Origin of the sequence: Edaphobacter modestus (assembly GCF_004217555.1) — a bacterium.
Classification (GTDB): Bacteria; Acidobacteriota; Terriglobia; order Terriglobales; family Acidobacteriaceae; genus Edaphobacter; species Edaphobacter modestus.
Window position 1 is genome coordinate 1023756 of sequence record NZ_SHKW01000001.1, and the last position, 19550, is coordinate 1043305.

The window sequence follows — 19550 nt, forward strand, 5'->3', positions numbered from 1 at the left end:
TCTTTCTTGTTGCTGAAACCTGCTGGCGTTTCAAAGGGCGCTTCAATCTGCGCCCTTTGTTGTAATGCCCGAGATCAAGATTGCTACTTCTTCCACTCTTCCATCATCTTGCGGAAGTCTTTGAAGAGGTAGTGGGAGTCGTGAGGACCTGGACTGGCCTCGGGATGGTACTGGACGCTGAACATTGGATCGGTCTTGTGTTTCAGCCCGGCGAGCGTCTGGTCGTTGAGGTTGGTGTGAGTCTTCTCGACGTTATCGGGCAGCGAGTCCGGGTCGACGTTGAAGTTGTGATTCTGGGCGGTGATCTCAACCTTACCGGTCTGATGATTCATGATCGGATGGTTGCCGCCGTGATGACCGAACTTCAGCTTGTAGGTCTTGCCGCCGAGGGCGAGGCCGAAGATCTGGTGGCCGAGGCAGATTCCAAACATGGGCTTCTTGCCCTGCAGCTTCTGCACGTTCTTGATGGCGTAGTCGAGTGGCTCCGGGTCGCCAGGGCCGTTGGAGAAGAAGATGCCGTCGGGATTCATCGCCAGGACTTCGTCGGCAGGTGTTTTTGCCGGGACGACGGTGACGTTGATGTTCTCGCGCGCGAGCATGCGCAGGATGTTTTCCTTGATGCCGAAGTCGTAGGCGACGACGTGGAGGGCGTCACCATCCGCAGACGGCTTCAGAAGCGGATCGCCGGTCTGGTTCTTGGGCTCGGTCGCGTCCCACTTGTACGGTTCCTTTGTAGTGACAACGCTGGCCAGATCGGTGCCTTCCATCCTGGGGATGGAGCGGGCCTTGGCGACGAGGGCTTCCGCGTCGAGGTTGTCGCCGCTGGCGATGACGCCGCGCATCACTCCATTGGCACGGAGGTGGCGGACGATCGCGCGGGTGTCTACCTCGGCGATGACAGGAACGCCATAGCGTTCGAGGTACTCGTCAGCGACCTGGGTCGAGCGCCAGTTGGAGCTGACCGGCGAGAACTCGCGGGTGACGAGGCCTTCGATGTAAGGCTTCTTCGATTCGGCATCGTGCGGTGTGGTTCCGTAGTTGCCGATGTGTGGATTGGTAAGGACGACGATCTGCCCCGCGTAGGAGGGATCGGTAAAGATCTCCTGATAGCCGGTCAGGGATGTATTGAAGACCACTTCGCCGGAGCACTCCGCCCGTGCGCCAAAACTTTTGCCGCGAAAGATGCGCCCGTCTTCGAGCGCCAAGATTGCTTGCATTGCCTCTCCGAGGAGTGGATTTAATAGATTCTAACAGCTTCCTCGGGTGCTCTGCTCGGCCATGCCGCGGCGCCTGGTTGCGGTTTCAACAGGTGCATCCCCACCCGGCGTTAATTGCGCAAAATCTTCGAACAAAGAGAGATAGGTCCGGACCTCGATCGCTCGCGGTAGTCTTCGCGGCAAAAAAGGAGGGCCCGGAATGTTGCTCCGGGCCTTTCTGTCTTCTGAATTTATTTTATCGGGTGCGTCAAGGGGTGTGCTGTGGATTGGAACGCAGGTTGCGTTCCAATCCAATTAAGCGACGTGGGTTGTTTTGCTCACGGGATCGAGCAGGTCTTCGATGCGGATGGGGAGATTGCGCACGCGCACGCCGGTTGCATGATGAACGGCACCGGTGATCGCGGCAGCGATGCCTGCAAGGCCGATCTCGCCTACGCCGCGGGCGCCGAGCGCGTTGAGGTTGTAGTCCGGGTAGTCGAGGAAGGTGACGTCGATGTTGGGAGTGTCGGCGTTCACCGCGACGACATAGTCGGCAAGGTTGTTGTTGATCGGGGCACCCGTGCGGGGATCGTACATCGTCTCCTCGAAGAGGGCCATGCCGACACCCATCATGACCGCGCCTTCGATCTGGTTGCGGGCTGGGGGCGGGTTGAGGATGCGACCGGCATCGATGACGGTGACGACGCGGCTGACGCGGAGACGGGCGATCTCGGGCTGCCAGGTAACCTCGGCAAACTGCGCTCCGTAGGAGTGGAAGGAGAACTTCGGCTTACCGCCGAGAGTTCCATCGGATTTGCCCGTACCGGAGACGGCATTGATCTTCGCAGCGCGGAGGATCTCGCCCATGGGTACAGCTCCCTGAGCCTGCCCCTTGATGCGGACCATGCCGTCGGCCAGCTCGAGCTCATCCTGCTTTTTGCCTTTGAAGGGGGATCCCTCGGAGGTGGTCGCCACCTGGAGGAGAGACTTCGATGCCTTCTGTGCAGCTTCAAGGACGGATGGGGTCATGGAAGCGGTAACCCAGGAACCACCCGAGATTGGACCGGGAGGAAGGGACGAATCCCCGAGGACCACATCGATCTTGTTGAGAGGAAGTCCGGTCTCGTGGCTAACGACCTGGGCCATGACGGTGTAGGTTCCGCCGCCAATGTCCTGAGTCCCGCAGGCGATGCGAGCGGTACCGTCCTGGCGTAGCTCGACGGAGGCCTCGGTCTCAATGCGAGCGGCGATCCAGGAGCACGCGGCGACTCCCCAGCCGAGGGTGAGTCCATCCTGCTTCATGGAGCCGATGCCGGGGGTACGGCGCGACCAGCCGAACTTCTCCGCGCCGGTGGTGAGGCATTCTTTGAGGTGACGAGAGGAGAATGGAATCCCAAGGCTCTCATCCATCGTGGGCTCATTTTTGATGCGGAGTTCGACGGGATCCATCTTGAGCTGAATCGCGAGCTCATCCATGGCGGATTCGAGAGCGTAGAGTCCGGGGACGGCTCCAGGGCCACGCATGGCGGTGGGGTTGCCGACGTTGCGGCGGGCAAGACCACCGGTGACGAGCAGATTGGGTGTGCTGTAAATGAAGGGCGTGATCTCGCCGCAGCCCTCGTCGTAGTCGTCGAGGATGGAGGTGTGGTTGACGTAGTCCTGCTGGACTGCGGTGAGCTTGCCGTCAGGTGTAGCTGCAAGCTGGATGCGCTGATCGATGGCAGGACGGTGACCGACGCTCTGGAACATCATCTGGCGGCTGACGACGAGCTTGACCGGCCGCTTGAGGTTGCGCGCACATGCGGCTGCGAGCAGGCCGTGGGGCCAGGGCCAGAGCTTGCCACCGAAGCCGGAGCCTAGGAAGCGGGTGATGACCTGAACCTTCTCCGGTGGAACGCCGAGCATCGCAGCCATCACGTCACGATGGTTCACGACGGCCTGCGAGGTCTCGTAGAGGGTGAACTTATCGCCGTCATAAACCGCGACCGAGGCGTGAAGCTCGATGGGGTTATGAGTCTCCACCGGCATGGTGTAGACCTCGTTGACCTTGAACTTCGCGTCTTTGAGCGCTGCAGCCGTATCGCCGCGCTTGCTCTTCTCCTCGGGCTTCGGTGAGGTGAGCGCGCTGTTCAGAAGCTTTCCATCTACATTGTGTGTCTGCTTGTTGTAGGTGGTCTTCACGCATTCGGCGGCGGCACGAGCCTGCTCCACCGTCTGTGCGACGGCTACCGCGACGTACTGGCCGTGGTAGCGGATGGTGTCGTCCTCAAAGGGAGGACGCTTCTCGTCGACGATCATCGTGAAGCCGGCACTCGGTGGCGTGCGGTAGAGCTTGCCGATGTTTTGGCGATGATAGATGGCGATGACGCCGGGCATCTTCTCTGCTGTAGCAGTGTCGAGCCCCGTGAGGGTTCCGCTGGAGATGGTCGCGCACACCGGCCACGCGTAGACCATGCCCGGAAAGTGGTGGTCGGAGGCATACATCGCCGAACCCGAAACCTTGAGTGGGCCATCAACGCGAGGCGTTGCGACGCCAATCACCTTCGATTCCTTAATCTGATCCATAGTCCTTATCCTTAGGCGTTCTGGCTCGCCTGGGCCATCGCGTGAACGAGACACCGCTTTGCCAGCTCGACCTTGAAACCGTTCTGGCTCTGAGGCTTTGCGCCGTGCAAGGCAGCCTCTGCGGCGGCACGGAAGTTTGCGGGTGTGGCGGTTTTGCCGTGCAGTGACTTTTCCGCCTCGAGGGAGCGCCAGGGACGGGTTCCTACACCGCCCATCGCGACACGGATGAAGTCGACCTTGCCGCCGGACTGTTTCATGACGATGGCGGCAGAGGCCAGCGCGAACTCGTAGGAGGCACGGTCGCGCAGCTTGAGATAGTAACTCTTTGCCCCTGCGGGCAGTGCGGGAATCGTGACATGGGTGATGAGGTCGCCGGGCTCCAGAACCGTCTCGTTCTGAGGCGTTGTTCCAGGGAGGAGGTAAAAGTCGGCGATGGGAATAGCACGAGGACCCTTGGAGCCTTCAATATGAATCGTTGCCTCGAGTGCGGTGAGGGCGACGTTCTGATCGGAGGGGTTGGAGGCGATGCAGTGCTCGCTGGTGCCGAGGATGGCGAGCATGCGGTTGTATCCGCCAATGGCGGAGCAACCCGAACCGGGCTCGCGCTTGTTGCAGGCAGTGGTGGTGTCGCGGTAGTAGACGCAGCGTGTCTTCTGAAGAAGATTGCCTGCGGTCGTGGCCATGTTGCGAAGCTGCGGCGAGGCTCCAGCGAGCAGTGCCTCGGAGAGTACAGCGGATTGGGCCTTGACGGCAGCATGATTGGCGACATCGGAGTTGCGTGCGAGCGCGCCGATCTTCATTCCGCCATCGGGCGTGGACTCGATCTGGGTGAGAGGGAGAGAGTTGATGTCGATGAGTTGCCTGGGCGTCTCGACATTGAGCTTCATGTAGTCGACGAGATTGGTGCCTCCGGCGATGAAGCGGACGTCGGCACGATTTTGTGCCGTGTTCGAACGGGCCTGAGCCTTGACGGCCTCAGGAACGGTTCGGGGGGTAACGAGTTCAAAGAGTTCCATCGCTCTATTCCTTTTCTACGCAGATCGACGGACCGATTGCACGGCAGCGACGATGTTGGGGTAGGCTCCGCAGCGGCAGATGTTGCCACTCATGCCTTCTTTCACGTCTGTGTCGGCAGGCCCCCAGGGCTCCTTGACCATGGCGGAAGCGGACATGATCTGACCGGAGGTGCAGTAGCCGCACTGGAAACCGTCGTGAGCAACGAAGGCAGCCTGCATGGGATGAAGATGCTCGGGGGTGCCGAGTCCTTCGATGGTCGTGATCTCCGAGTTCTGATGCATAGCGGCGAAGGTCAGGCAGCTATTGACGCGACGACCATCGAGGTGCACGGTACAGGCTCCGCACTGTCCGTGATCGCAGCCCTTCTTGGTACCGGTGAGATGGAGGGTCTCGCGCAGCGTGTCGAGGAGTGTGGCGCGGGGATCGATCTGGACAGCGTGCGATTCTCCATTGACCTTGAGGGTCACGGGAATGGTTCCGGGGATCGCCGGCGCGGCGGTTGCGGTCTGTGCTGCGGGCTCTGCCGTCGCAGTCGCTGCAGCGAGCGGGGCGGCTGCGGTTGCGACTCCGGCAGCACCCATCCGCGAGAGGAAGGAGCGGCGTGTAAGCCTGCCAAGGGATGTTGCGGTGTCCTTATCCTGTTTTTCGTCGATTGCCACGATTGGCATCCTCCTATACGTGGATCCTGCGGGGATAACGATTATATGCTTGACTGTTGAAATGTCATCGCGAGGCATGCAAAAGCAGCGTCGGCCACATGCAATGCGTGCGGCAACGACGCTGCAACAACGTGAACGTGTTGGCGTGGGCCCTGATCCTCGAGCTCACATGGAGAGACGTAGCTAGTAATTCGTGACGCAACAAACGGTTAGATGTGTGCTGCTACGAATCGGATGCTGGAATCTGCCAACCACCCGGAGGAGTGACGTTGGCTTGTACCTGGAGGGGAACATCGGTGGGTCCCCATGTATCGGGAGCATAGGGATAGACTGGCGTAGCCGCTTTGAGGATCGGATCGACGATCCGCCAGGCCTCTTCGACATAATCCTGGCGCGCGAAGAGGGTCGCGTCGCCAGCCATTGCATCCGTGAGGACGCGTTCGTAGGCTTCCATCTCTTCGGGACGTGGATGACGGCAGGCTTCGAGTTCGACCGGCAGGCGCGGGCTGTTTTCGTCTCCCGCAGTTATCGAGACAGCGAGGGCGATGGTCATTTCGGGCATGATGCGGAAGCGCATGTAGTTCTGCGGACCGGGATCGGTAAGATGCGTCTGCGGAGGGCGCCGGAGCCGCGCGATGACTTCGGTGCAGGTGGTGGGCAGATTCTTTCCTGCGCGGATGTAGAAGGGGACGTCATCCCACCGCCAGGATTTGATCTCGAGGCGCATGGCGGCGTAGGTCTCGACGGTGGAGTCTGGCGCAACGCCCTTCTCATCGTCATAGCCGATGAACTGACCTCGGACGAGATTGCAGGGCTCAATGGGAGGGATGGCTTTGAGGACCTTTACCTTCTCGTCGCGGATGGATTCGCTATCACGGCGCGCGGGACACTCCATGGCGAGATTGCACATGACCTGAAAGATGTGGTTTTCGATAACGTCGCGGATAGCGCCATTCTGATCGTAGAAGGCCCCGCGGCCCTGGATGCCGAAGTTCTCGGCCATGGTGATTTGCACGCTTTCGATGTAGTCGCGATGCCAGAGAGGCTCAAGGAAAGCGTTGGAGAATCGGAAGGAGACCATGTTGTGCACGGGTCCCTTGGCGAGGTAGTGGTCGATGCGGAAGATGGCGGACTCGGGGAACGCCGAGAGCAGCACGCGGTTCAGTTCCTGTGCGGATGCGAGATCGTGACCGAAGGGCTTCTCGACGATCATGCGGCCACCGCTGGAGCAGCCGGAGCTGACGAGTTGCTCGACTACTTTCTCGAAGAGAGAGGGCGGAATGGCGAGGTAGTGCGCAGGATGCCGGGCCGCGCCCAATTCCTTGCGGACGGCAGCGAAGGTTGCCGGATCCTCATAATCACCATCGACATAACGGAGCAGCGAGGAGAGTTTCTGCCAAGCGTCGTGGTCGACACCGCCGTGTTTCTCAAGCGAATCCTGCGCGCGCGCCTTGAGCTGATCGAGATTCCAGCCTGCCTTGGCGACTCCTATGACCGGTACGTTGAGGTGTCCTCGTTTGGTCATCGCCTGCAGGGCGGGAAAGATCTTCTTGTAGGCGAGATCTCCGGTGGCGCCGAAGAAGACGAGTGCATCGGAGGGAACGGCGGGCTGGACAGTGGGAGCTTGCGTGCTCAAAGAATCTCTCCTTGTAGCTTAGGGGTTACTTGGTGGCCGGCTTCTCGAGATGGCCGCCGAACTCGTAGCGCATGGCGGAGAGAAGCTTATCGGAGAAGCCGGCGAGACCGCGAGAGCTGAAACGCTCGTAGAGAGCCGTAGTGAGGACGGGAATCGGAACACCTTCGTCGATGCCCGCCTTGACCGTCCAGCGTCCTTCCCCGGAGTCGGAGACGCGTCCGCTGAATTTTGAGAGCTGGGGGTCTTCGGCCAGCGCGGAGGCGGTGAGGTCGAGCAGCCAGGAGGCGATGACGGAACCGCGACGCCAGACTTCGGTGACTGCAGGAAGATTGAAGTCGTACTGGTAGTGCTCAGGATCGCGCAGTGGCGTGGTCTCGGCGTCGATCTCTTCGGTGTGCTTGCCGATGTTGGCTCCCTTGAGAACGCCGAGCCCTTCTGCGTAGGCAGCCATCATGCCGTACTCGATTCCGTTGTGCACCATCTTGACGAAGTGGCCAGCGCCGTTGGCTCCGCAGTGGAGATAACCCTGCTCGGCGGTGCCACCTATATTGTCGAAACCAGGTGTACGGGGAACGTCGCCGGGACCGGGAGCGATGGCTTGAAAGATGGGATCGAGGTGCTGGACGACCTCATTCTCACCACCGATCATCATGCAGTAGCCACGCTCGAGGCCCCAGACTCCACCGCTTGTGCCGACATCGACATAATGGATGCCTTTGGGAGACAGGTCTTTGGAACGGCGGATGTCGTCGATGTAGTAGGAGTTGCCGCCATCGATGAGGATGTCGTTGGACTTGAGGTGAGGGACAAACTCGGCCAGAGAGTGATCGACGACCCCGGCGGGAATCATCAGCCAGATGGGACGAGGCGGAGTGAGTTTGCTCACAAGATCTTCGGCAGAGGAAGCGCCGGTAACGCCCTTCACCTTTGCGAGCTCAGCAACGGCATCAGCGGAACGATCGTAGACGACACATTCATGTCCGTGTGCAGCCAGCCTGCGAACCATGTTCGCACCCATTCTTCCAAGACCTACCATGCCAAGCTGCATCGGTTTCTCCTTTATTTTGAGCGTCCGCTAAGTTTGACCGGCGGATATCCCGATCAGTTACAGCAAAACTTCTGGAGATTCTTGTGGATAGGATGACCGATTGTGCGGAATCGTCGTATGGCTCTGGCCGTTTGCAAGCAACTGGGACCGAGACAGTATCTCCTATTTGAAGGATTTGTAAAAAAACAATGCGCCGATGCCGAAGGGCACCAGCGCATTGGGATGGAGAGGCGTTACTCGCCGAAGTTGACGGACTCGATCCCGAGGAACTCGGCGGCCTGGCCAAGCTCTTCTTCGATGCGGAGGAGCTGGTTGTACTTTGCGATGCGATCGGTACGGGATGCGGATCCCGTCTTGATCTGTCCGGCGCCGGTGGCAACCGCGAGGTCGGCGATAAAGACGTCCTCGGTCTCGCCGGAGCGGTGGCTGATGATGGAAGTGTATCCGTAGCGACGAGCGAGCTCGATTGCATCGAGCGTCTCGGATACGGTTCCTATCTGGTTCACCTTGATCAGGATGGAGTTCGCGATCTTCTGATCGATTCCCTGCTGCAACCGGCGGGTGTTGGTGACGAAGAGGTCGTCTCCGACAAGCTGCACCTTATCGCCAATGGCGGTGGTGAGGATCTGCCAGCCGTCCCAGTCGTCTTCGGCGAGGCCGTCTTCGATGGAGATGATGGGATAGCGCTCGGTCCACTGCTGCCAGAAGGCGGCCATCTCGGCGGAAGACAGCTCGCGCTTGTCAGACTTCTTGAAGACGTACTTTCCGGTCTCCTTGTTGTAGAACTCGCTGGAAGCGGGATCGAGGGCGATCGCGATGTCTTCTCCGGGCTGATAGCCGGCAAGCTGAATCGCCTCGAGGATGAGGTCGAGGGCCTCTTCGTTGGACTTCAGATTCGGGGCGAAGCCGCCCTCGTCGCCGACGGCGGTGTTATATCCCTTCTTCTTGAGAACGCTCTTCAGGGTATGGAAGGTTTCGGTTCCCCAGCGCAGGGCATCGGAGAAGGTCTCGGCGCCGACGGGCATGACCATGAACTCCTGAAAGTCGACGTTGGAGTCGGCATGGGAGCCGCCGTTGATGATGTTCATCATGGGCGTTGGGAGAATACAGGCATTGACGCCCCCGAGATAGCGGTAGAGCGGAAGCTTGAGGGCTTCGGCGGATGCGCGGGCGACCGCCATGGAGACAGCAAGGATGGCGTTGGCTCCGAGCTTGGATTTGTTTTCGGTGCCGTCAATCGCGATCATGGTCGCGTCGATGAGGCGCTGATTGGAGGCATCCATGCCGGTCAGCTCGGGAGAGAGGATGGATTCGACGTTTTCGACCGCCTTGAGAACGCCTTTGCCCAGGTAGTGCTCTTTATCGCCGTCACGCAACTCGACGGCCTCATGCTCGCCGGTAGAGGCTCCACTGGGAACTGCGGCGCGTCCGCGGGCTCCCCCGTCAAGAACGACGTCGGCTTCGACGGTGGGATTACCGCGGGAGTCGAGGATTTCGCGGGCGTGAATCGAGACGATCTCAGTCATGTTGCTCCTGTCGTTAGGTGATTCGAAGTTTTGGGGAATAATGCGGTGGGTGAGGCGCTCGTTAAGCTTCGGGCGGCGGTCTACGGAGATGCTCCGACCGCCAGCTAAACCGATTGTCTCCACGATCTTCGCGCCCGGGAACGTCACCTGTTGGATTTTAGCAAAGGGTTCTGTGCCCTGTCGGGACCGACGAACAAGAGGGTAAAACGATAGCCGATGGGTGCTCAGAGACGTAGTAGCAGGATCGATTCCCTTGAAGGGATTTTAGGAAAGCCGCTCTTTGAAGTCTTAAACTGAAATGAGGAAGGCATGTGCGAAGTGCCATGCCGTACCTGGAGGATGCTGGCCCATGAAGATTCGGATGATTCCTGCAGCTGCGCTCGTTGTCGCAACACTGCCACTGGCGGCGCAAACCGGACGGACAGGGGTTTCCAACCCGGAACCCGTCACGATCGACGCGGACAACGGAGATGCGGCAGCTTCGTCAGCCAAGAGTGAGACAGAGACGACTCGACGTCCCCTGACGCAGGCAAAGCCCTCGGCTGCAAAGCCTGAGACCGCGGGCGAGACCTACGGACCTTATGTCCCTTATAAAAACGCTGCCGTTGCACAGACGGCCGCCCCGGCTGCTGCGGTAGACGTGGACGCCCAGATCGTTACCAGCGTGCCGGAACGCGAAGGCGAGATCAACGAAGGCACTCTGTTACATGTCCGGATGCGTGAGCAGCTTTCGACGGCCACGACGGAACCGGGCGCAAAGTTCACCGCAGAAGTGATGGAAGCTATCACAAACCATGGACGGGTCATCATCCCGATCGGATCGGTTCTTGAAGGGCACGTCACGGCAGTTCATGCAGGCCGCCGCATCTCAGGCGTAGCCTCGCTGCACCTGGAGCCGGAGCATGTAACCCTGCCCGATGGAACGGTGTACCCCATTCATGCACAACTCATCGATACGACCCTGGGGAACTTCAATGTCGATCGCGAAGGAACGTTGAAGCGCCGGGATCGCGCGAAGGAGACCCTGGCGGTGGCGGCCCTGGCGACCGGCGGCGGAGCGGTGGCCGGAGCCATGCTCGGCGGAGGCGTTGGAGCCGTCGTGGGAGCCGGAGTAGGAGCTGGCGTAAGCACTGTGATGTGGTTGAAGCAGGAGCGTCAGGCGACGCTCGACCAAGGTTCACGGCTGGTGTTCAGCATGACGATGCCGCTGACGCTGAAGCAGGTGGACGCAGCCCAGGGAACGGCGATGAACACGGATGCGGGGACTGCCCTCAGAGCTGCCAGCGAATAAGAACTGCTGGAGCGGTTCAGAAGAGGAGCGGGCATCGCCTCGCTCCTCTTTGCTTTTGCAGATCTACTTTAGTCTCGAACCTGGGCGAGCAAGCGCTTCCAGTTCTTCTGATTGCGGCGGTAGCTCTTTTTGAGATCCTCGAGGATACGCTCGAAGTCGTTATGGCCGGAGAGCCGTTTCCAGGCCGGATTCTTCAAGAACCACGGATAGTTTTCGTTGCCCAGGTAGATCGCGCGGCGCAGCCAGTGCAGGGCCTCGCTCTCGTCGCCATCGACTGCAAAGTATGTAGCAAGGCGGTAGGCCATCTCGCTGTCGGCTTCGGCCGCGGCCAGGGTCTCGTCGATGATGAAGGTCGCGGCCTTCTCCCGATTGCCGAGCTGTACATAACAGAGCGCAATAGTCGGAAAGACGATCCGCAGGGATTGCTCGTCTCGGATCACGTTTTCGAGGGTCTCGATGGCGGCAGGCAGATCGCCGGTACGCATCTGCTGATAGCCGCGCGAGATGCGCAGCAGCGGTTGACGAGGCTCGAGGGTAAGCCCCTTCTCGATCTCTTCGTCGGCGAGCTCGAGCTGGTTCTGGTACTGGTACACGCGAGCCCGATGGTTGTAGATCATGGCCGCGTTCGAAGGGTTCATTCGCAACGAAGCGTTGAACTGCTCGAGCGCATCCTCGTACATGCCGTCGAGGCGGAGCGTGATTCCGGCCACCATACGGACGTTCCAGTCGTTGCCGGCAGTGTGGAGGAGATGTTCGATTCCATGGCGCGCGGATTCCTTTTCGCCACGGGAAAGAAGCATATAGACGCGATAGAGATTGGCCTCCACGGAGCCGGGGTCGAGCTGCAATGCGCGATCGAAGGCGCGGCGCGCTTCGAGGACATGCATCTGGCCGCCGAGACCGTGACGTGTGTACTGAAGGTGCGTGACTCCAAGACCGGACCAGGCGGGTGCGTAATTTTCGTTGGCCTTGATGACAGATTCGAAGAGCTCACGGGCGCGATCGAGATCGTCGCGGCTTCCGGTACGGGTCATGAAGGAGGAGAGAAGCGCGCGGGCCTGGAGGTACTCCTCGGAGAGATCTTCGGTGAGGGAGGGTGAGCGGTGATTCTCCTGTGTTCCACTGAATCCACCGACTCCCTGGAGCGTGCTGAAGACCTCATTGCATATCTCGGTCTGAACGCTGACCAGATCAAAAGAGGCGACGTTGATGGATCCACCGGCACGCACACTCTGTCGCGAGACGTCGAGCAGCTGCCAGTTGAGGTCGAAGCCTTTCTCGGAACGAAGAAAGTTTCCGGCAAGGACGAAATCCACGAGCAGCTTCTTTCCCACGCTGAGAGGATCGAGCTGCTGGGTGGGGATGGAGGTGAGCGAACTCGACGGACGAACGACGAGCGACGTTACGCGTGCCAGGCGGGTTGCGATGGCATCGGCGAGGGCGTAGCCGTACAGGGGCGCGACGTCGGCGGGACCGTAGTTGATGAACGGAAGCACGACGATGCTGTTGGTCTCCTTGCTGGCTGCCGAGGAGCCGGACTCGCGGAAGCGCTCGGCGAGCATCGAGAGAATGCCAGTGGTGCGCTTCTCCTCTTCGGGCGGCTCGAGCGCACGGCGGCCCTGCGAGTGAAGCGAAAGCGATTCGCCGCCGGGCATGAGGACGGTATCGAGCTGCATGGAACGCATGACGGTCTTGAGCGACTCGCGAATGTCTGCGGCAGACGCGAAACGCGCGGCAGGCTGTTTCTCGAGACAGCGCAGGATGACGCTTTCGAGTTCCACCGGGAGCGCGGGGTTGATCTCCCGCAGAGGCGGTGGATCCGCGAACTGGGTGGCGCGAATGGTCTGGAAGTCGGGGGCGTCGGGGCGATGAAACGGATGACGACCGGTGGAGAGCTCGTAGAGGATGAGTCCGAGGGCAAAGAGGTCGGACTGGACCGACGATTGTCCCGTGACGAACTGCTCCGGCGCCATGTAGGCGATGGTTCCACCCCGCGCGGTGTAGGTTGCGCCCAGTGGAGGAAGCGATCGAGGATCGGAGGGGCCTGAGGGGTCGAAGTCGGTCTTGTCGAGCGAGAGGCGACGGGCGAGACCGAAGTCGAGGATCTTGATAAGGCCGCCGTCTGTGAGCATAACGTTGGCCGGCTTCAGGTCGCGATGAAAGATGCCGAGCGAGTGTGCGGCTGAAAGGCCGTCGGCTATCTGGATTCCGGCGGAGAGGACGAGTTGGAGACTGGAAGCTCCCTCGGCGATGATCTTGTCGAGGGATTTGCCGGGAATGTACTGCATGACGATATACGCTTCTTCGGCGTCGCCGGATTCAGCGGGAGCCTCGCCGACGTCGTAGATGGCGCAGACGTTGGGGTGGTCGATGGCAGAGGCCAGGCGGGCCTCGCGAAGCTGGGTGGCACGCATCTGCTCGATGGTGAGGTTGCCGCGTTTGAGCAGCTTGATGACGACAGGGCGCTGGAGCAGGGTGTCGTTGGCCTGAAAGACAACGCCACTGCCACCCGCGCCGATCTTGCGGATAAACTCATACTGCCGGATGATGCGCCGCTTCATGTCTCCATTATTGCAAGCGAATGCGTGGGAAAGATGAGCATGGTTGAATTACGCGCCTGCGACTGGCACTCTATTCCCGGATCAGGACGGTAAGAGACTAAGGGCGCGGTGCGGAGCCCTTGCGCTCCCAGGGGCGGGGATTGACTGGATCGTCCTGCCATCGCTGACGGCGGCCCACAAGGTACATGACCGCGCCGAAGAGGAGCATGACCAGCCCCCAGTCGAGGTTGAGATTTACATCGAGCGAGCGTCCATAGATGGCCGAGTGACGAGTCACGAAGCCGTAACCAGTCATAATGCCGCCGAGGACGAGAAAGATAAGGCCGAGCGGAAGGCGGATGTCGAGTCCCATGGGTGCGTGCTCCTGCTACGAGGATACAGAGTTACAAAGGTAAGGCGAACGCAATGAGATCATGCGAAGACAAGATTGAGGATGATCAACATAGCGAGAACACCATAGGCCAGTGTGGAAGGCTTCTGATACCAGTTCAGGTGACTCTCCACTGGCCTGGGAGTCAACGAGTAGACGAGCCCTACCAGCTCGTGGTCTTCGCGCGGCCTGGTGACGAGGCTGACCGCGACTGTGATGATCAGGTTGACCGAGAAGGCAAAGATAGCCGTCCAGAAGTTTTGCGCCATGTCACTCGGATACCGATGGACGATAGTGATCCAGCCGCCGTGGATTCCAGGAGCCGTATCGGCAGGGATGGTGAGGCCGTGATGAATCAGGGCCGCCGCAGTTCCTGAAAGCAGACCGGTAAAGGCGGCGTGGCCCGTGGTGCGCTTCCAGAACATTCCCAGCAGGAAGGTGGCGAACAGGGGCGCGTTCACGAAGGAGAAGACCAGCTGCAGCGCGTCCATGATGTTGTTGAAGCTGGTGGCGGCATAAGCGGCCGCGATGGAGAGCAGGATACCGCCTACGGTCGCCATGCGGCCCATCCACAGATAGTGGGCGTCGGTAGCCTTTTTGTTGATGTAGGCCTGATAGATGTCGTAGGTCCAGACGGTGTTGAAGGCGGTCACATTCCCGGCCATGCCCGACATGAAACTGGCAAGCAGGGCGGTAAGACCGAGGCCAAGAATTCCTGTCGGGAAGTAGTGAAGCAGGAGGACAGGAATGGCGAGATCGTAGTTATAGACCGGCTGACCATTGCTATCGAGGACTGGCTGACCAGTGAGAGGGTTGGTCTTTTCCGGAACGATACCGTGAGGGTGGGAATCGTCCAGAACGGTCGGATTCTTCGAGGAAACAACAGCGGCAGCGGACGGAGAGGAGGAGCGAACGCCTGTGACGGGATTTCCAGAGGAGAGGACTTTCTGCTCGGGTGTCACCACCTTTGAAGTAATGCTGACGGCGATGAGTCCCGGGAGGATGACCAGGAACGGAAAGAACATCTTTGGAATGGCCGCGATGAGCGGTACACGGCGCGCGGAGACCTCGGAGTCCGCCGCCATGGCGCGCTGAATGACGAGAAAATCGGTACACCAGTACCCGAAGCTGAGCACAAAACCGAGCCCCATGGAGAGGCCGATCCATTCGACACCGAGGGTATTGGTGCTGGCATGGGCCATGCCCCGCCACGAATGCGTCATCGCAGCAGGTAAGGTGTGCTTGATTCCCTGCCATCCACCTACATTGCGGAGACCGATCCAGACCAGGGGAGCGAATCCGGCGACGATAAGAAAGAATTGCAGGACTTCGTTGTAGATGGCGCTGGTGAGGCCCCCGAGGAAGATGTAGGCAAGAACGATGATCGCGGAGAGGAAGACCGAGACGTGAAAGATGTACTGGTCGGGAATAATCCCGCGAAAGAGCCCGAGGGTCTGAATGAGCAGCGCCATGGCATACATCGAGATGCCGGAGGAGAGCACGGTCATCATGGCGAAGGAGAAGGCGTTTAGCGCGCGGGTCTTCTCATCGAAGCGCATGCGGAGATACTCCGGCACCGATCGGGCCTTGGATCCGTAATAGAAAGGCATCATGAAGATGCCGACGAAGACCATCGCCGGGATAGCACCGATCCAGTAAAAGTGGCTGGTGTTGATGCCATACTTCGCGCCCGAAGCCCCCATACCGATGACTTCCTGTGCACCCAGATTCGCCGAGATGAAGGCGAGGCCGCAGACCCAGGCCGGAATGGACCGTCCGGCGAGGAAGAAATCGTTCGACGTGCGCATGTAGCGCTTGAGGGCGAACCCGATCCCAAGGACGAAGACGAAATAGACCAGCATGATCAGCCAGTCAATAATGGACAGAGTCACTGTTTCCCTTTTGATTCCGCAAGCTTTGCTGTTGGGGTCACTCTAAATCGTTAACCTTTCCTCGTCTAGCGTATGGCAGGTCGGCCTCGAGTCATTCTTCGGGAACGGCACGATGGAATCGGGTGCCTTCCCTCGTCAGGCCCCGATATGAGAGCGAAACCCGCGATAACCAGAATTCTCGGAGACAGCCGGAAAACCCGAGAGCCGCCGGACGCATCGCAGTTAGAAAGTACAGTTTGCAACAATGTTTGAGTCCGCCGTGGAGCGGAACAAAAGTTGCCAAGTTTGAATGACACTTGTGTAGTTCTCTTTGCGGATCATTTTCTCCGTCTCAAATTTATTCCATGTGGGGAGAGTGTGATCCGTATGCACGCCTGCCGAGATTCTCCCCGGAGTTGTAGATGCTAACAAGGACAATTCTTCTCGTAGACGACAATGCCGTGCAAGCTGCGGCACGTCAGGCCATTTTGAAGCTAAATGGCTACTTCGTGATTACGGCACTGAACCCGACCTATGCTCTGGAACAGTTTCGTAGTGGTGAACTTCCGTCGGAAGTCCATCTTGTAATCACCGATCACATCATGCCCGGCATGAGCGGCAGTCAATTTGCCCGCGAAATTCGAAATTTGATGCCACAGATTCCAGTCCTGGTGATCAGCGGGTTGGAAGAGGCGGAAGGTGAGTACGAAGGACTCGATGTCGAGTTTCGGATGAAGCCGCTCCAACCAGAGCATTTGCTGGCCTGCGTGGAGCAAATGGCGGGCGCTGCTGTCATCGACGATTCCGCAGTACCGCTTGTGATTGCCGCACCCGCCTGAAGGCTGCGCGATAACCGCCATGTTCTCTTCTTTCATTGCTTGATCTGCCAAACGCTTGAGAGAATGCAGGAGAGGACTTCATGCGAACCCACCCCATGCCTGAGTTCGGGAGTTTTGCCCTGCTCCTGGCCCTTGCCCTGAGTACCTATACGCTGGTGTTTGGCGCAATCGCGCTCTGGCGCTCCCGATCAGCTACAGGTCTTACCGCTGGCGGCGACGGAGCCGGACGGCTGGGCGAAACGGCACGGCGGGCAGGCCTTGCGAGTTTTATTGCGTTGACCTGTGCGGCCTTTGCGCTGGTATGGGCCGCCTTTACGAACGATTATTCGGTCAGCTACATCCTGCACCACACCAACCGGGATCTAAGCACGGCCTATAAGTTTTCAGCCTTGTGGAGCGGCCAGGAGGGATCGCTTCTCCTCTGGGCGTGGCTGTTGAGCGCCTACGGGTTTGTCCTGCGGCTGCGGCACAAGGTGGATGTGCGGCTTTCGGCATATGCCTCGACCATCCTCGCCGGGGTACAGGTCTTCTTTCTTCTTCTGTTGAACTTTGCTGCTCCTCCCTTTGCCATTCAGCCGGGACCGGTCGCATTGGATGGTTTCGGACTGAATCCTCTGCTGCAGTATCCGGAGATGGTGATCCATCCGCCGATGCTGTACCTCGGCTATGTAGGGTTCTCGGTTCCGTTTGCCTTTGCGCTGGGCGCACTGATGATGCGGTATCCCGGCGAAAAATGGATCCATATCACGCGCCGCTGGACGATGGTGACGTGGATGTTCCTGACCTGCGGTATCTTTCTTGGGGCACACTGGGCGTACAGCGTTCTGGGCTGGGGCGGGTATTGGGGCTGGGATCCGGTTGAGAATGCCAGCCTGATGCCGTGGCTGACAGGGACGGCGTTTCTGCACTCGGTGATGATGCAGGAGAAGCGCGGGATGATGAAGACGTGGAACGTCTGGCTGATCTTCTCGACCTTCCTGCTGACGATCCTCGGAACCCTGCTTACGCGCTCGGGCATTGTGAGCAGCGTGCATGCCTTCGCGCAATCTTCCATCGGTGGCTGGTTCTATGGGTTTATCCTCGTGGTGTTCTCGGTCTGTTTGTTTACGTTCTTCAGGCAGAAGGATCATCTGAAGAGCGAGAACCGGCTGGAGTCTCTGGTCAGCCGCGAGTCGAGCTTCCTGTTCAACAATCTCATACTGCTGACGGCGTGCTTCACGGTCCTCTGGGGAACACTGTTCCCCGTTCTGAGCGAGTATGTGCAGGGTTCGAAGGTCACCGTCGGCGCGCCGTTCTACAACCGGGTCAACCTTCCTATTGGATTGTTCCTTCTCTTCCTCACAGGCATTGGTCCCCTGCTGGCCTGGCGTTCGACCTCGCTGCGTTCGATCCGGCGTAACTTCGTTCTGCCCTTGATCGCGATGGCCGTCACCTTTGTGGTGGTGATCGCCTGCGGTGTGCGTCCCTGGAGCGCAGGCGACGATATGCACGCGGAGCTCTTCTCGTTGATCACCTTCACGCTGGCCGCGGGTGTGATTACGGCAATCGGCGCGGAGTTTCTGCGCGGCGCCGGAGTTGTGCAGACCCAGACGGGAAAGAACCTGGCTGCTTCGACGGTACTGCTGGTACGCCGCAATACCCGGCGCTACGGCGGCTACATCGTTCATTTCGGCATCGTCGTGATGTTTATCGGGATTGCCGGCGGGGCATTCAATCAGTCGCGCGAGCAGGAGATGGGCTTCGGTGATTCGATGACGATGGGAGCCTACCGTCTGGTGTGCCAGAGCTTTACGCAGGATTCAAACCCGAACTACGACACCGAGTATGCCCTGCTGGATGTATTCAAGGGATCGAAGAAGATTACGCAGCTTGCTCCCGAGAGACGTTTCTACCATGCAAGCCAGACGAGCTCGACGATGGTAGCGCTGCGCTCGACGCTGGCCGAGGACCTGTACGTCATCTACGAGGGTAAGAATCCCGACACCGACAAGCCGATCATCAAGGTCTTCATCAATCCACTGATGAACTGGATCTGGATCGGAGTGCTGATCGTGGTCATGGGCACCTTCCTTGCGCTGGTGCCGAACCTGACACGCGTTCCCGCCCAGGCGAGAGTTGCGGTTCCCTTACCTGTGGGCGAGGCCGAGGTGAATCATGCTTAGGCTGATCACCCCCAGACGTTGGTGGCAGGGGGCGGCGATATGCCTGCTTGCCGTGATGATGCTGGGTGCGGCCGATTCGAGCTCGCGCTTCGGCAGGCTGGGTCACGAGATGATGTGCGTATGCGGCTGCGGGCAGATTCTGCTGGAGTGCAATCATGTGGGGTGCCCGGACTCGGACCGCATGATCGGAGAGCTGCGGCAGCAGATCGGCTCCGGAGGCACGGATACTTTGATCCTCAACTGGTTCGCGGCGAAGTACGGCCCTACGGTGCTGGCAGCTCCGATTCGCGGGGGCTTCGATAATGTCGCATGGATCGCCCCGATGGCCGTCTTTTTGCTTGCGACCGCCGGTACGGGGTTTCTGATAACGATATGGCGGAAGCGCAGCGCCGGGCGTCTGGTGTCCGCGGGAGGCCCCGACGATCTGAAGGCCACCGATGATGCCGTGCGGGCGCGTATCCGCCGGGAGACGGAGTACTGATGGGAGCTATTGCCGGAGTTGTTCTTGCTATTGCACTCTTCGCGTTCATCTTCTGGCCAGAACGGAATCCGTTCTTTCAGGCCGACAAGACCCGCGTTGACTATCTGCGCGAACGCAAGGATGTGATCTACGAAAACCTACGCGATCTGAACTTCGAATATCTGGCGGGCAAGTATCCTGAGCAGGACTACGAAGAGCAACGCTCTGCGCTCGAAGACGAAGCCGCCAAGGTAATCGCAGAGATGGATTTGCTTGAACAGAAGGGCATGAGTGCACGCGGCAGCCGTGCCTAGTTCCTCCGTCCGCGATTGTCTTCGTTTGACGTAGA

Annotated in this window: 15 protein-coding genes; 5 read left to right on the forward strand and 10 right to left on the reverse strand. The window is 59.5% G+C overall.

Going from position 1 to position 19550, the window contains the following annotated elements:
- Positions 1-83 precede the first annotated feature (83 nt).
- The 7 genes from carA to eno form a co-directional block, all read right to left on the reverse strand.
- A complete protein-coding gene (gene carA, locus BDD14_RS04265; protein WP_130417710.1) occupies positions 84-1217 on the reverse strand; it encodes a glutamine-hydrolyzing carbamoyl-phosphate synthase small subunit in 1134 nt (377 codons plus the stop codon).
- Between the two features lie 294 nt (positions 1218-1511).
- Complete coding sequence (locus tag BDD14_RS04270) at positions 1512-3761, reverse strand: xanthine dehydrogenase family protein molybdopterin-binding subunit (protein ID WP_130417711.1); 2250 nt, start codon at positions 3759-3761, stop codon at positions 1512-1514.
- 11 nt (positions 3762-3772) lie between these two features.
- Entirely contained in the window at positions 3773-4777 is a 1005-nt protein-coding gene (locus tag BDD14_RS04275; RefSeq protein ID WP_130417712.1) for an FAD binding domain-containing protein, read from the reverse strand.
- Between the two features lie 15 nt (positions 4778-4792).
- Complete coding sequence (locus tag BDD14_RS04280) at positions 4793-5437, reverse strand: (2Fe-2S)-binding protein (protein ID WP_242617730.1); 645 nt, start codon at positions 5435-5437, stop codon at positions 4793-4795.
- A gap of 223 nt (positions 5438-5660) precedes the next feature.
- The gene (gene zwf / locus BDD14_RS04285; RefSeq protein ID WP_130417714.1) at positions 5661-7073 is read right to left on the reverse strand and encodes a glucose-6-phosphate dehydrogenase; all 1413 of its coding nucleotides are present in this window, start codon (positions 7071-7073) and stop codon (positions 5661-5663) included.
- Positions 7074-7098: 25 nt separating this feature from the next.
- The gene (gnd, locus tag BDD14_RS04290; RefSeq protein ID WP_130417715.1) at positions 7099-8121 is read right to left on the reverse strand and encodes a phosphogluconate dehydrogenase (NAD(+)-dependent, decarboxylating); all 1023 of its coding nucleotides are present in this window, start codon (positions 8119-8121) and stop codon (positions 7099-7101) included.
- Between the two features lie 233 nt (positions 8122-8354).
- On the reverse strand, positions 8355-9647 hold the full coding sequence (eno, locus tag BDD14_RS04295) for a phosphopyruvate hydratase (protein WP_130417716.1): 1293 nt from the start codon (positions 9645-9647) through the stop codon (positions 8355-8357).
- Positions 9648-9996: 349 nt separating this feature from the next.
- Between eno and BDD14_RS04300 the strand changes: the two genes are divergently transcribed.
- Positions 9997-10938, forward strand: coding sequence for a hypothetical protein (locus BDD14_RS04300; protein ID WP_130417717.1), 942 nt, complete (start codon positions 9997-9999; stop codon positions 10936-10938).
- Between the two features lie 68 nt (positions 10939-11006).
- Here the strand turns inward: BDD14_RS04300 and BDD14_RS04305 are convergent, their stop codons facing one another.
- The 3 genes from BDD14_RS04305 to BDD14_RS04315 all read right to left on the reverse strand — a co-directional run bounded on the left by BDD14_RS04305 (position 11007) and on the right by BDD14_RS04315 (position 15761).
- Positions 11007-13499, reverse strand: coding sequence for a serine/threonine-protein kinase (locus tag BDD14_RS04305; protein ID WP_130417718.1), 2493 nt, complete (start codon positions 13497-13499; stop codon positions 11007-11009).
- A 97-nt stretch (positions 13500-13596) separates the two neighbouring features.
- Positions 13597-13851: a hypothetical protein gene (locus BDD14_RS04310; protein ID WP_130417719.1), complete on the reverse strand. Its 255-nt coding sequence runs from the start codon at positions 13849-13851 to the stop codon at positions 13597-13599.
- A gap of 59 nt (positions 13852-13910) precedes the next feature.
- Positions 13911-15761, reverse strand: coding sequence for a sodium:solute symporter family protein (locus tag BDD14_RS04315; protein ID WP_130417720.1), 1851 nt, complete (start codon positions 15759-15761; stop codon positions 13911-13913).
- A 401-nt stretch (positions 15762-16162) separates the two neighbouring features.
- On the opposite strand from BDD14_RS04315, the gene BDD14_RS04320 reads away from it, so the two are divergent.
- The 4 genes from BDD14_RS04320 to BDD14_RS04335 all read left to right on the forward strand — a co-directional run bounded on the left by BDD14_RS04320 (position 16163) and on the right by BDD14_RS04335 (position 19515).
- Positions 16163-16579 carry a response regulator gene (locus tag BDD14_RS04320; RefSeq protein WP_130417721.1) on the forward strand — a complete coding sequence of 139 codons (417 nt, stop codon included), beginning with the start codon at positions 16163-16165 and terminating at the stop codon, positions 16577-16579.
- A gap of 80 nt (positions 16580-16659) precedes the next feature.
- Positions 16660-18741 (forward strand): heme lyase CcmF/NrfE family subunit, encoded by a 2082-nt coding sequence (locus BDD14_RS04325; protein WP_242617732.1) that lies wholly within the window; start codon positions 16660-16662, stop codon positions 18739-18741.
- Positions 18734-19222, forward strand: coding sequence for a cytochrome c-type biogenesis protein (locus BDD14_RS04330; protein WP_130417722.1), 489 nt, complete (start codon positions 18734-18736; stop codon positions 19220-19222). The genes BDD14_RS04325 and BDD14_RS04330 overlap by 8 nt, the downstream gene beginning before the upstream one ends.
- A complete protein-coding gene (locus BDD14_RS04335) occupies positions 19222-19515 on the forward strand; it encodes a hypothetical protein (RefSeq protein WP_130417723.1) in 294 nt (97 codons plus the stop codon). The genes BDD14_RS04330 and BDD14_RS04335 overlap by 1 nt, the downstream gene beginning before the upstream one ends.
- Positions 19516-19550: the final 35 nt, after the last annotated feature.

Excerpts from the sequence above, each read along its gene's own strand:
- carA (WP_130417710.1), bottom strand. The coding sequence starts at position 1,217 with ATGCAAGCAATCTTGGCGCTCGAAGACGGGCGCATCTTTCGCGGCAAA.
- BDD14_RS04270 (WP_130417711.1), bottom strand. The coding sequence starts at position 3,761 with ATGGATCAGATTAAGGAATCGAAGGTGATTGGCGTCGCAACGCCTCGC.
- BDD14_RS04275 (WP_130417712.1), bottom strand. The coding sequence starts at position 4,777 with ATGGAACTCTTTGAACTCGTTACCCCCCGAACCGTTCCTGAGGCCGTC.
- gnd (WP_130417715.1), bottom strand. The coding sequence starts at position 8,121 with ATGCAGCTTGGCATGGTAGGTCTTGGAAGAATGGGTGCGAACATGGTT.
- eno (WP_130417716.1), bottom strand. The coding sequence starts at position 9,647 with ATGACTGAGATCGTCTCGATTCACGCCCGCGAAATCCTCGACTCCCGC.
- BDD14_RS04300 (WP_130417717.1), top strand. The coding sequence starts at position 9,997 with ATGAAGATTCGGATGATTCCTGCAGCTGCGCTCGTTGTCGCAACACTG.
- BDD14_RS04305 (WP_130417718.1), bottom strand. The coding sequence starts at position 13,499 with ATGAAGCGGCGCATCATCCGGCAGTATGAGTTTATCCGCAAGATCGGC.
- BDD14_RS04310 (WP_130417719.1), bottom strand. The coding sequence starts at position 13,851 with ATGGGACTCGACATCCGCCTTCCGCTCGGCCTTATCTTTCTCGTCCTC.
- BDD14_RS04320 (WP_130417721.1), top strand. The coding sequence starts at position 16,163 with ATGCTAACAAGGACAATTCTTCTCGTAGACGACAATGCCGTGCAAGCT.
- BDD14_RS04325 (WP_242617732.1), top strand. The coding sequence starts at position 16,660 with ATGCGAACCCACCCCATGCCTGAGTTCGGGAGTTTTGCCCTGCTCCTG.
- BDD14_RS04330 (WP_130417722.1), top strand. The coding sequence starts at position 18,734 with ATGCTTAGGCTGATCACCCCCAGACGTTGGTGGCAGGGGGCGGCGATA.
- BDD14_RS04335 (WP_130417723.1), top strand. The coding sequence starts at position 19,222 with ATGGGAGCTATTGCCGGAGTTGTTCTTGCTATTGCACTCTTCGCGTTC.